The organism is Psychrobacillus sp. FSL K6-2836, from assembly GCF_038003085.1.
Classification (GTDB): Bacteria; Bacillota; Bacilli; order Bacillales_A; family Planococcaceae; genus Psychrobacillus.
In genome coordinates, this window is record NZ_JBBOOM010000001.1 from 237,920 (window position 1) to 251,509 (window position 13,590).

Consider the following 13,590-nt stretch of genomic DNA (forward strand, 5'->3'; position numbering starts at 1 on the left):
CTGGAAACGCTTAATAGTCAATAACATTGTGAATTATTTAATAATTTCATAGCATTATGTGACCATTACAATTTCTTAACATAGAAGTCATATGTAGGAGACAATTCTTCTTTAAACTATAAATTAGGATATTTTGCTTTATTTTAGGGGGAATTTAAGATGGCAATTTTAGAAAATGATTACCATGATCTTTTTAGTTATATTTTAGAAGAAAAGGCTATAGAGACAGTATTTCAACCTATTATTTCTTTACAAACGGGGCAAATATACGGTTATGAAGCATTAACAAGAGGACCTATTAATACTGTATTACATAATCCAGAGAATTTGTTTGATTATGCATTGAAGACTGGAAAGCTTTGGGAGCTTGAAAATCTCTGCAGAGCAAATGCATTGAAGTGTGCACATGAATTACGAGCTGAAGGCAAACTTTTCTTAAACGTAAATCCTAATATTATGAATGATCCCAAGTTTAAACAAGGATTTACGAAAGAATTTTTGTCACTATTTCAGATGGATTCAGATTCAATAGTATTTGAAATCACAGAACGGGAGGCTATTAATAACTTAAAGGATTTTATAAATACGATTGATCACTATAAAAGACAATATTATCAAATCGCTATTGATGATGTAGGATCCGGATACTCTGGACTAAATATTATTACGGATGTACGTCCTCATTTTATAAAATTAGACATGAAACTAACCCGTAATATTAACAAAGATAGAACCAAACAATTGCTCGTTAGAAGTTTATGTGAATTTGCCAATTACTCACAAATACATATTATTGCAGAAGGCATAGAAACAATGGAGGAATTACATACACTGATTGAAATAGGAGTGCATTTTGGACAAGGGTATTATATCCAAAAACCGAATTCAAAGTTATTTCCAGTCCGTAGCGAGCTGAAAAGCATTATAATAAAAGAAAACAACCGAAAAAATAGTATTTTTTCTAATCGAATAACTGACACATCTATAGAAAATATTGCTACTCCCCTACATATGATTTCGAGTGATATGCCGATTTCCAACGTTAGTAAATTAATGGAATCCAATGATTCCCTCCCTGGCTTTAGTATCAAAGAAAACAATAAGCTAATTGGAGTAATTACAAGAAATAAACTGCATTTGAAATTCAGTGGACCCTATGGATATAGTTTATATAATAAAAAACCAATTTCTGCAATTATGAGTAGACAATTTATGAAAGTCGACGCTGGAACCCCTATTGATGTCGTTGCTAAAATTGCGATGAAACGGGATCCATTACACTTATATGATTTCATCACTATTACGAAAGAGGATCACTATTTTGGCATTGTTACAGTCAAGGACTTATTGGAGAAAAGTATGCAGTTAGAAATAGACTATGCAAAGCATTTAAATCCACTTTCGGAATTACCCGGTAATATTATGATTGAACAGCAGCTACAAAAATGTATTGAAGCAACAAACGAGCTGATCGTTCTTTACTTAGATATTGATAATTTTAAGCCTTACAATGATGTATATGGATTCGAAAAGGGAGATAAGGTAATAATGGACCTTGCAAAAATATTAGAGGAAGTATGCCCTTACGATGGATTCATCGGTCATATTGGCGGAGATGATTTTATCCTAATTACGGATTTAACTAAGAGTAAAGACATTTGTGAAAAGATTATTGAACAATTCAATAAGTCCATTGAGCATTATTACTATGCATATGATTATATAAAAGGATACATTGTCTCAAAAAATAGACATGGAGTAGAGGAACAATTTCCTCTTTTAACTATCTCAATAGCTGGATTAACAAACCGAGAGTGTCAAACTATATATGAACTATCTGAAAATGCAACAAAAGTAAAAAAACAATGCAAGCAGCTGACGGGGAGCAATTATTTAATTCTGTACTAAGTACTTCCCAAATCAAACATTAATTTGAACAATTATAATTCAGTCCTAATAAGGTCTTTGCTTATGCTATGATATAGCTAATAATTCATTATTAGGAGGAACTTGTATGACTACCGTAATTATCATTGGTATATTTATATTCCTAATTGTGTTAGGGCTCACTATTTTCACTATTAATAAAGGCTACGCCTTCAAACACACGATTGACGAAATACCTGTAAAAGATGATAAAAAAACGCATAGCCAGAATGGCTAATGCGTTTTTTTCATTCACTATTATTAATTAGTTGTTTTTACTTTATCTTTTTTAATTTGTTTACTTCTCAATTGACCACATGCAGCATCAATATCGGTACCTTGTTCCATACGAACACCACAATTGATACCCTTGTTTTTCAGTGTTTGGAAGAAAGCACTTATAGATTTTTCAGAACTACGTTGATATTGACCGTGCTCATCTACTGGATTGTATGGGATTAAGTTCACATACGAAAGATGACGCTTATTCTCAAGCAGTTTTGCTAATTGTTGTGCTTCTTCTACATGATCATTTACATCTTTAAGTAGAATATATTCGAATGTTATACGACGATTTTTCTTCTCTAAATAATAATCCACTGCTGCCATTACTTTTTCTATTGGGAATGCTTTATTGATAACCATTATTTTCGAACGAAGCTCATCATTTGGCGCATGCAAGGAAACTGCAAGATTCACTTGGATATCCTCTTCTGCAAAATCTATGATTTTTTTCGCAAGACCACTTGTTGAAACAGTAATATGACGAGCACCAATAGCAAGTCCTTTTTGATCATTTACAGTACGTAAGAAATTCATCAAGTTTTTATAGTTATCAAACGGCTCCCCAATACCCATAACCACGATATGGCTCACGCGTTCTTCTTTTTGAATTTGGTCTAAATGGAATTGTACCTTCATAATTTGTTCTACTATTTCTCCAGCGTCAAGGTCACGGCTCTTCTTCAGTAATCCACTTGCACAGAAGCTACACCCGATATTACACCCTACCTGTGTTGTAACACATACAGAAAGACCATACTTAAAGCGCATCAGTACTGTTTCGATTAAATTACCATCTTGCATTTCAAAAAGGAATTTAATTGTCCCATCTGCTGATTCTTGCTTAACACTTTCTTTTAACGTCTGTATGACAAAGTTTTCTTCTAAAATTTGAAGACAATCTTTGTTTACATTAGTCATTTCCGCAAAGCTTTGTACGCGTTTGATATACAACCAGTCCCAAACCTGTTCAGCGCGGAATTTCTTTTGGCCATGTTCCATTAGCCATTCGATCAATTGATCTCTAGTTAGACCATATATAGATTTTTTCATTATTAGCCCTCATTTCATGCGTATACAATTTGCCTATTATACTATAGTTATTTACCCAAGACAACTTATTATACTGGAAATAAGGTTCAAAAGAAATATTTATGCTCGATTAACTTCATTCAGCAAAAGTCCCCCACTTCTATAAGTGGTGAGATGAAAGCAAAGTACGCATACAAATCACATGGGTTCCACAAATGCCTGCTGAACATATTAAAAGCCTCCGACGGATGCCACAGATAAGGAATTTATCGAGCGAGCTCGATAAAAAATCTGGACGTAAATACGCCGAGGCATATATGATTATTATTTTTCAACTTCATTCTCTCTAATCCAATCACTGTAGCTACCTACATAAAGTTGAACATTTTCGTATCCAGCCTCTTTTAAACATCCATACAAAGGCGCAGCTGTTACACCACTTCCACAATAAGCAATAACTGGTTTGTCAGTTGGAGCTAAGTTACTCAATATTTCCTTTAACTCTTTCTGCTCTAGAAATTTACCATCTCTTTTAAGCAGCTCCCAGTCAAAGTTTATAGCAGTTGGAATATGACCAGCAATCGGATCGATAGGCTCACTTTCACCTTTAAAGCGAATATTAGATCTTGCATCTATTAATTGACCCTCTATTTCTTCTGCAACAACTTGTCTTACTTCATCCATTGTAAGTAACTTACTGTTTTTCCATTGGGGTATCGTTGTTGTGTGTGTTAAGACAGGTTCGATTTTCGAAACTGGTAGCTTACTCTTCAATTCTTCAAATCCAGAACGGGATACAAATATATTTTTAAAGCCTGCCCACTCCAATAAAAAATATGCACGTAATGCAAAAGGTGCAGCTCCTTGGTCGTAAATTACGATAAAATCTTCTAGGTTTAAACCAGCCTCTTGAACAAGACTTGTCATTTTTTCCTTCGAAATCATCGGATGGCGGCCATTATCACTGGACATATCAGATAAATCTTTTTCTAAATCCCAATAAATTGCTCCTTCTACATGTTCCATATTATACATTTGAGATCCTGCGTTTTTATCACTTAAATCAAAGCGAGCGTCGATTAAACGGGGATTTCCCTCTAAAATCTCTGCTAATTCAATAAATACCTTAGTCATACAATCACTCCTTTTATAGTCGTGCGTATACTGATTTCCACATGTGAAGGGTTTCTTCCTGCTCTAATAATTTTCGTTCTGCATCAATTTGAGTAATTGATTCTTGTAGCAACTTCAATCGTAAGGACTCTGTTTCAATATCCGAGTATTGCTCAATCCAATTTCCTAAACGTTCTTTTTCTTTGGTTAAATATTCATCTGCCTCCACTTTAGATTCATCGGATAACGCATCACGTAGTTTTTCTTTTTCATTGTTTTCAAAAAAACTTTTAGTATTTTTAAAGTATGATTTTACGTGCTCATATTTAGCAATAGTTTCAAAAGGTCCTACAAAATCCAGTAGTTCCCTCTCTATAACTTCATGTGGACTAAACGTAAAGCTTGTATTCAAATCTTTAAGTACGCGCATTTCCTCTTTTTCTAACTGAAGAATTTGCTGCTGAATATACTGAAGAACCCGGAAATTTGAGACGCGCATTTCTTGTTCTATATCGAAACGAATCATTTTGAAAATATCCTTTAAGGCAAAATCCAATGCTACAGAAGCAGAGTTATTTGCAAATAATGATGGATTATAAGCTTCTTTAAAGAACTCATTAAAACGATAATATACACGTTGTAGCACGTAATATAGCAGTGTATCTAACTCCTGTTTTGCTTCTTTGGCAATTTGTGTGGACTTAGAATTTGTGTACCGTTTACGAATATTTTGCTCCTGAGTTCGAAGCTCGATTATTCGTTGGTCCTTTCTTGCAAGATTTGCCTCTGTCTGTTCTATCAAGCTAAGTAATTTCGATTGTTGACGAGTCGCTTCCTCTTCAAGAGCAGAAATGGAGATTTGCTTTAGATCTTTTTCTAGAAAATGATGAAATGATTCTTCAAATTTTTGCATTCCTTCATGAAGTGATAATCCGGCAAGTTTTTCTTTTAATCCTTGTAAGCTTGATACTCCGTACACTCTAGGAAAACGGATACCAAATCGTTGAAGTTCATCCTGGACATATTGTTTTACTAAATTGGCTTCCTCATCTGAGTCTGCCAAATCAATTGCATTTACTACGAAGAACATTTTATCTAGCTCGAAGGCATCTTTTACTCGTCCTAGCTGTATTAAGAACTCACGGTCTGCTTTTGAAAACGCATGATTAAAATAAGTAACAAACAATACAGCATCAGCATTACGAATATAGTCAAATGCTACACCCGTATGCCTAGCATTAATCGAATCTGCTCCAGGAGTGTCTACTAGTGTCACACCTAGTCTCGTTAGCTCACAATCATAATAAAAATCAATGAAATCTACAAAACAGCTTTTGGATTCATCTGCGACAAATTGTCCAAATTCATCTCCTGAAACGTTTAGAACCTTTCCTAGTTGCTCCTTAAATGTTGGATACCCTTTATAAAAGGCTGTAACAAACGATTTATGAACCTCTTCTACTACCTTCTGTTTCATAACAGAACTAGCTTTCTCAAAGGCTTCCTCTAATGTATGGATAGTTATTCCAAGCTGTTCATACGCATATGCCACATCTTCTAAAATTTGTCCCTCTGATTTCAGAACAACATCAGCCGTATTATGTAGATGGTCTTCGGTTACCGGATGGATCTTATTAATAGCAGCAGTTGTTGGATTAGGTGAAACCGGCAACACATTAGCTCCCATTAAAGCATTCGAAAAGCTAGATTTCCCAGCACTAAATGCGCCAAACAATGCAATTGTAAATTGTTGGTTCTCTACTCGTAAAGCTTTTCTTTTAATCGTTTCAGCTGCCGCTTCAAAAGCTGGTAATTCTGCTAATACTTCTCCAATTCTTTTCGCACGACTTACTACAGCCTCTGCGGAAAGTAGAACTTCTTCATCTTTCACGTCTTCTACCTGTTCTATCGTTCCAATTAGTTGCTCCGTAGTATAATCTTGTTCTTCATAATCTGTAATTGAGTTTTCAAATTGAAGGCGTTCTTGTTCCCAGTTTTTTAGTAACTCATCACGGGTCTTCCTTATCGGCAAAGATGGAGTAGTGACTGTTTTTTCAAATGTTTGGATTCGTGTGTCTATCTCTTCCAAGGCGTGTATCGCCAATTTTTTTTCGTTAAGATCTTTTGTTTTAGATTCTATTTGGTCTTCATTTTCAATTGGGTTTTCTTCTATATAATGTATATTTTCTTCTTTCCATAAATCCGTTTGATTTATGTAATACCTATTGACTGCTTCTGTCACACGATTGGCAAAGTTTAGGATTGCATTACCGCTTGTACTTGCTCCTTCGTGTAAAGAATTGTCGATAAGTTCAGTAGAAATACTAAATTGAATTGCATCGATTTGATTAGTCTTTTCATCGGTTAATAAAGAAACGTCTTTTAACATGCGTTTCATCAGTAATTTCATATGAGAAGTTATATTAGTGGCAATAATTTTTTCTAACGAGTTAATAATTTCGTTAAGTCTTCTTTGTCTTTCTTCCTCTGTTTTCTTTTTACTCCCTAAAAACCCAACTTTAAAATTGGATTGCTTACTTTCTGCATAAGACTTCAAAGCTTCACGCATTTCGAACGTCATAATAGAAGCATTTTCTAAAATATTTTTCCGAAGGTCTTCAAAGGTCTTTTTCCAGAGGGTAACATCTTGAAGTTTTACTTGTTTCTGAGCAAGTTCCAATTGCTCTATAATATCTTCCTTGTTATTCCAATCCTCTTCACTCAACTGACTCTCAAAGGTTTCAAAACATGTCGCTTTTTCATCCTCCAAGAAATGTAAATGTTCATCTTTTAACTTTTCTAATGTAGCTTGAGCGAGTGTCAGATAATAATCCTCTTTGTTTTCAATAGAGCTAGTCACTATTTGTTGCACATGTGAAAAATCATTATGTATGAAATCATTATTTTTTAAGCTTGTATAAAATATACCTTTTGGATCGACAGACCAAGAATTAAAGGCATCCGCAACCGACTGTTTATAGGCTGCAAAAGGCAATTCTTCTTCTCTATGCTTATCCACTTGGTTTACGATCAAATATACATTTTCATTATAATGAAGTAATTGCTTCGTAAATTGAAAGTTTAACTCTGACTGAACATGATTGTAATCCATTACGTAAAAAACAATATCCGCCAAATGCAGGGCTGATTCAGTGGAAATACGATGTGCATCATCTGTCGAGTCTACTCCAGGGGTATCCATTATTGTAATTCCTTCTGGGAGACTTGAACCAGCATGCCCTATTTCAATTTGAGAAACTTTACTTCCGTCTTTTGAATATTTTTTTACTAGTTGAATATCATACTCCCCAGAAAATCTAACTGGTGGCTGATCCACAAAGTGAACAAGAGCATAGTTCTCTGCTGTGTTTTGAACTGTTACGATATTTGCTGATGTAGGAATCGGGCTAGTCGGAAGCAATTGCTCATCAACCAAAGCATTGATCATACTAGATTTCCCAGCGGAAAAATGACCTGCAAATGCAATAGTGAATATGCCTTTTTCCAATTTCCCAGCAAACAGTTTAGATTTTCGATAGCGTTCGTCGTCATTATTTTCCTTAAAAATAGTTGCTAGTAATGCATTTTGTTCTTTTATCGATTGTAATTCCTTTGAATTCTGCATATTAAAAGTTTATCTCCTTCATAATTCGACAATGTACATCTATCATAGCAAAAATTTAAAGCCTGTAACAATATTCTTTGACTCTTTTATATAAATGAAAACCTTTAATTAATCGCAGTTTCGAGATGCAAACGCTCTCATTTTACATTGTGCAATATCTTCATCTATAGTAACCACCCTTAATGTTAGAAGAATACTTCTTATAGATTTGCTCTTTCTAATGTTTAGGATAAGTAATACAGTGATTTACGTTTCAGATGGCGCTTTCCGCGGGCAGTAGCCAAGCCTTCTCGCATTGCTAGTGCAAGGCTTCAGGGTCTCAGCTTTACTGCTTTTCCAGCCAGAGTCTCCACCTTCCACTCCTATCAAATATGAGTAAATTTTAACATTAAAATAAAGCAGAATGTTTATTATAAAAATGATAATTATGATAAACATATATATAGAAATCAGTCTAATCCTGAAATACTTATACTATTTATTAATGTATTATCTACAACAATTTAATTTATGATTAAAACTGGCAAATACAATTCATAAATATCCACTATTTTAGTAAATAGCGAGCAATACGATGTGCTCTTTCAAGCAGCGGGAGCACGGAGAATGAGACTCCATAAAGGATGAGGAGCAATAGTAGCTTATGCGTAGTAACAAGCGCACATCCGTGGAGAAAGCACTCAATTGACAAGATTTTTTCGTCATAATCGTATATTATTTATCTTCCTACCAAAACGATAAACAGAAAAAAATGACTCTATTTGTAGTCACAAATGAAGTCATCTTGGTTATTCATATTATTTTTGCTTTTGGCGCTGTAGACTTTAAAATATATGCCGTTACCCCACTATACACTAAAATAGATAATCCAATTATAACAGCTAACATATAAAACGCCCTCTCAACTGAATTTGATATTCATTCTCATTGACATAATACCATAGTATATTTAAAAATTCTACAATACCTATTCTTTTTTCCTATTTTACGTGATAAAATTGATACATCTATACTAGATGGAGGGGAAGAAATGAGCGCTTCAAAACATATTCAAACAATTTTAAACGGAACAATCCAATCTTTAAAATCAGTCATACCAATAGCAATGGATATAAAATCCCCTTCCTTGATGGTTCAGCCATTCGAACAAAAAGAAATGGGTGTACTAATTGGAATAATCGGTGATATTAAAGGACGAATTATTATTGACTCCACAGCTGAATCCTTTTCTGCAATTGGAGCAACCATGTTCGGTATGCCATTAGAAGGTGAGATGCTCGAATCATTTACAGGCGAGCTTGGGAATATGATCGCAGGGAATATATGTACTTCCGTGGCTGCTAATGGTGTTGAAATTGATATTACTCCGCCTACTGTTATTGTCGGCACTACTAGGTTATATGGATTTCAACATGCTTTTAAACTTCCTGTAGTCATTGAAAATATTGGTGAAATGACAATTATCTTAACTATAGATGAATAAAGAACAGAGCCTCCTTTTGTAGGAAGGTTCTTTTTTTATGCAAAAAAACCTGTCTCATTAGGTGAATACCCTCGTACCCCATCACATTTCACATATAGTTCACAGTTTACATACTTAAGTGTGATTTTTATCACATCATCTAACAGCAGTAATATTTATTATGGAATTATACAAGTTGAATAGGAGGTGTAAGTAAATGTCGAAAAAGAAAGAAAAAGATACAGATTTAAAAGGCACTCTTTATTCTGTTGGTTTTGTTGGCTTATTTATTTTAGTTTCTTGGTTCATGGCATTTTACTTATTCATAGACAGATTTTAATTTAATTGGAGGTTATAGACTTATGCATATTCATAAGTATGAAAAGTGGTGGCTAACTTTTGGGATTAGCTCATTGGTATTATTTTTAGTTATCGTTGGTTTTAGTGCATTTCATTATGGTTCACACCCCCCAACTGGAAAAGTTTACATCGATCCTGAGCGAGTTGATGAGATAGCACCTTTTAATAATCCAGGGGTTCATAAAGTAGAAGGTAAAGAATGGGACTATGAAGTAGTACTAGTAGCCTCTGCATTCTACTATAATCCCCCTGAAATTGAAGTACCATTAGGTTCCACCGTAAAGTTCATATCAACAACTAAAGATGTTGTTCATGGATTTCAAGTCGCAGGAACAAATATTAATATGATACTAGAACCGGGTTATGTTTCGGAATATGTAACAACAGTAGACAAATCTGGTGAGTTTTTAATCTTATGTAATGAATATTGTGGCATCGGACATTCTTCTATGACGTCCAAGTTAAAGGTGGTGGAGTAAAATGACAACGATTAAAGAAAAAGCAAAAGATTTCACAAAAGTCGACCGTCGTGATGGAAAACTAGCCCTTGCTCATATATATGTAGCATTTATCGCTTTATTCATCGGAGGTCTTTGTGGATTATTACAAGTTCTAGTCCGCTCTGGTAAATTTACACTCCCTTGGGGAATCGGATATTATCAAATTTTAACTGTTCATGGTGTGTTATTAGGTCTTATTTTAACAACTTATTTTATACTAGGTTTCCAAATTGCTGCTATGAGCAGAACTTCTGGAACTTTTACAGACAAACAACGTTTATTCGGTTGGATCGGTTTCTGGGTAATGACTACTGGTACAGTTGCAGCAGCAACGATGGTTTTACTAAATGAAGCTTCTGTTTTATATACATTTTATGCTCCTCTTCAAGCACATTGGATTTTTTATGTGGGAATGGCTCTGGTAGTTGTAGGATCATGGATTGTTGGTATTGCACAAATTATGAAGTATAACGAATGGCGTAAAGAACATCCGGGTGAATCTAGTCCCCTCCTATCCTTTATGGTAATTGTGAATATGGCAATGTGGATTATTTGTTCTTTAGGGGTAGCTGTGGAAGTTGTATTCCAACTAATTCCATGGTCATTAGGCTGGGTTGATAAAGTGGACGTTTTACTTTCTCGTACTTTGTTCTGGTATTTTGGTCATCCATTAGTTTACTTCTGGTTGTTACCTGCGTATATGGTCTGGTATGTTGTGATTCCAAAAATTATTGGAGGGAAAATTTTCTCTGATGCCTTAGCAAGACTTTCATTCATGTTATTTTTACTGTTCTCTATCCCAGTCGGATTTCATCACCAGTTAACAGAACCGGGGATTGAATCATTTTGGAAGTTCTTACAAGTAATATTAACAATGATGGTTGTTATTCCTTCTTTGTTAACCGCATTCTCTATGTTTGCTACATTTGAATTACGTGGTAGACAGCTTGGTGGTAAAGGGTTGTTTGGATGGGTGAAAAAACTACCTTGGCAGGATGCTAGATTTACAGTTCCATTTATCGGAATGGCCGCATTTATACCTGCTGGTGCTGGCGGTATTATTAACGCATCTCATCAGATGAATCAGTTAATTCACAATACGATTTGGGTTACTGGGCATTTCCATTTAACAGTAGCAACAACTGTGGTTTTAACATTCTTTGGTGCTTCTTACTGGTTATTACCTCACCTAACTGGTAGAGTTTTAACTAAACAAATGAATAAGTTAGCTATTATTCAAGCGATAGTTTGGACGGTTGGTATGTCGATTATGTCAGGTGCAATGCATATTGTTGGATTAATGGGAGCACCTCGTCGCTCGGATTTTTCTACCTATGGTGGTGCAGAACAAGCAACGGAATGGATTCCTTACCAAATAGCACAGGCAGTCGGTGGAACAATTCTCTTTGTCGGTATTATTTTAATACTTTATATTGTAGTAAATCTGTTATTTTTTGCTCCTAAAGGTGAAACAGAGTTTCCTGTTGGAGAAGTTTCGGAGAATGCAGAAAAAACTCCAATGTGGTTGGAAAATTGGAAGATTTGGCTAACAATTTGTATTGCATTGATCTTGTTTGCTTATACTGTTCCAGTTATAGATATGATTCAAAATGCTCCTCCAGGATCAAAAGGATATAAATTCTGGTAAATTTGTTTAGTTAATTTACTGAAAGGTTGGTTGTGACTTTGTCATAATCAATCTTTTTTTTAAGACATTAGTATATGATTTTTACTCATTATCTGAACAATATTAACTCCGGCAGTTCAATTACTTCATCAAATTCCTGACTAATAAATCCGAATCTATCTTCATCACCTACTGATATATAAATTGAACTTATGTAAATGCTAATTGAGACGTTCACATTTTCTTTGTTGTCAAGATAAAAACCCCGAGTAGTACACTTCCACTCGAGGTTATTAGTTCAATAATGAATTACTTATCACGAATTATTACACAGTACCTATTTTGTGCATACACAAACTTACATCCTGTCACATTAGAGAAAAATATTAAGTACGTCTTTTATCTCCGCTGTTGTTTCAACCAATCCATTGCAACGTTAGCATGTAAGGCAGCGCCATACTTAAAGATTTCCTCCTTTTGTTGCATACGAGGATTGTGAACTGGTGCCTCTCCCACTTTTCCTGTACCTAAAACAACAAATGCAGACGGTACTGCTTGAGAGATATAAGAAAAATCTTCTGAACCACTCATTACTCCATCATCTACAATATTATCTATTCCAATGACTTCTTCTAGAGATAGCATAATTTCTTCAACGAATCCAGGATCGTTAAATGTCGTTGGTGTGTGAAATTCAATTATTTTGTACTCTCCACGCCATGCTTTTACGACATGGTCAATCATTTCAGGAATCCGTTTACATAAATGGTCTCGTGCCTCTTGGTCATAGCTACGCATATTTCCTGACAGAACTGCTTTATCAGGAATTACATTGGTAACAGTACCCCCGCTCATTGCACCTACAGAAAATGTTACACTTGAATTTGGTGGAGCTTCACGGGTAAATAATAGATTCAAACTTGTGTAAAGCTGATTTAGAATCATGTTGGCATCAATTGTTTTATGAGGTTGTGAGCTATGACCACCACTTCCTTGAATATCAACAATATACGTATCCATTGCTTGTGTTAAAATACCTTTATGGACTGATAAAGTTCCAGCTTGTTGGTCGGGCATAATATGAATACCAAAAGCAGCATCCACTTTAGGGTTTTCTAGTAACCCATCATCAATCATTAATTTTGAACCGTAGCCCCATTCTTCCCCAGGCTGGAACATTAACTTGACAGTTCCTTTTAGTTCGGCCTCATTATCCTTCAATATTTGAGCAGCACCCAAAAGCATGGCAACATGTGAATCATGACCACAAGCATGCATTAATCCAGGATTTTTCGATTTATATTCTGATTCAACCTCCTCTTGAATCGGTAATGCATCCATATCAGCACGAAGTAGAATACAGGGCTCCCCATGTCCAATGGTAGCTACAACTCCTGTAAAATTATCTTGTTGGCCAAATCCTGCTTTTGCATACTTTTCTTTAATTTCTGTTGGTATAACCCCACACGTTCTATGTTCAATCCCTATTTCATCAAGGCGTTGTTGAATATATTTTTGCGTATTTGGAAGTTCGAAACCAATCTCTGGATTTTGGTGTAAATATCGACGGTCTTTAATAAGCTGTTCTTCATACTTTTTTGAAGCTTCTACAATATTAGTCATATAAACATCTCCTTTAATAGTTTCTTGGGTACATATATTA

General features: G+C 34.9%; 10 protein-coding genes. 6 read left to right on the forward strand and 4 right to left on the reverse strand.

Annotation, left to right across the window (positions count from 1 at the left end; all coding sequences use genetic code 11):
• Positions 1-159 precede the first annotated feature (159 nt).
• Entirely contained in the window at positions 160-1,908 is a 1,749-nt protein-coding gene (locus MKY37_RS01225) for a GGDEF domain-containing protein (RefSeq protein ID WP_340772941.1), read from the forward strand.
• 106 nt (positions 1,909-2,014) lie between these two features.
• Positions 2,015-2,164: a YtzI protein gene (ytzI, locus tag MKY37_RS01230; RefSeq protein WP_340772944.1), complete on the forward strand. Its 150-nt coding sequence runs from the start codon at positions 2,015-2,017 to the stop codon at positions 2,162-2,164.
• A gap of 23 nt (positions 2,165-2,187) precedes the next feature.
• On the opposite strand, the gene rlmN is transcribed toward ytzI, so the two are convergent.
• From rlmN to MKY37_RS01245, 3 genes are all read right to left on the reverse strand, one after another.
• The gene (gene rlmN / locus MKY37_RS01235) at positions 2,188-3,261 is read right to left on the reverse strand and encodes a 23S rRNA (adenine(2503)-C(2))-methyltransferase RlmN (protein WP_340772946.1); all 1,074 of its coding nucleotides are present in this window, start codon (positions 3,259-3,261) and stop codon (positions 2,188-2,190) included.
• A gap of 303 nt (positions 3,262-3,564) precedes the next feature.
• Positions 3,565-4,374: a sulfurtransferase gene (locus tag MKY37_RS01240; RefSeq protein WP_340772948.1), complete on the reverse strand. Its 810-nt coding sequence runs from the start codon at positions 4,372-4,374 to the stop codon at positions 3,565-3,567.
• Positions 4,375-4,387: 13 nt separating this feature from the next.
• Positions 4,388-7,978, reverse strand: coding sequence for a dynamin family protein (locus MKY37_RS01245; RefSeq protein WP_340772950.1), 3,591 nt, complete (start codon positions 7,976-7,978; stop codon positions 4,388-4,390).
• A 1,030-nt stretch (positions 7,979-9,008) separates the two neighbouring features.
• Here MKY37_RS01245 and MKY37_RS01250 point away from each other — a divergent pair.
• The 4 genes from MKY37_RS01250 to MKY37_RS01265 all read left to right on the forward strand — a co-directional run bounded on the left by MKY37_RS01250 (position 9,009) and on the right by MKY37_RS01265 (position 11,948).
• Positions 9,009-9,461 carry a chemotaxis protein CheX gene (locus MKY37_RS01250; RefSeq protein WP_340772952.1) on the forward strand — a complete coding sequence of 151 codons (453 nt, stop codon included), beginning with the start codon at positions 9,009-9,011 and terminating at the stop codon, positions 9,459-9,461.
• 196 nt (positions 9,462-9,657) lie between these two features.
• The gene (locus tag MKY37_RS01255) at positions 9,658-9,780 is read left to right on the forward strand and encodes a cytochrome c oxidase subunit 2A (protein ID WP_340772955.1); all 123 of its coding nucleotides are present in this window, start codon (positions 9,658-9,660) and stop codon (positions 9,778-9,780) included.
• A 22-nt stretch (positions 9,781-9,802) separates the two neighbouring features.
• The gene (locus MKY37_RS01260; protein ID WP_211893982.1) at positions 9,803-10,279 is read left to right on the forward strand and encodes a cytochrome B5; all 477 of its coding nucleotides are present in this window, start codon (positions 9,803-9,805) and stop codon (positions 10,277-10,279) included.
• A gap of 1 nt (position 10,280) precedes the next feature.
• Positions 10,281-11,948: a b(o/a)3-type cytochrome-c oxidase subunit 1 gene (locus MKY37_RS01265; protein WP_340772961.1), complete on the forward strand. Its 1,668-nt coding sequence runs from the start codon at positions 10,281-10,283 to the stop codon at positions 11,946-11,948.
• 378 nt (positions 11,949-12,326) lie between these two features.
• On the opposite strand, the gene MKY37_RS01270 is transcribed toward MKY37_RS01265, so the two are convergent.
• Positions 12,327-13,550 carry a M20 metallopeptidase family protein gene (locus MKY37_RS01270; RefSeq protein WP_340772962.1) on the reverse strand — a complete coding sequence of 408 codons (1,224 nt, stop codon included), beginning with the start codon at positions 13,548-13,550 and terminating at the stop codon, positions 12,327-12,329.
• Positions 13,551-13,590 lie beyond the last annotated feature (40 nt).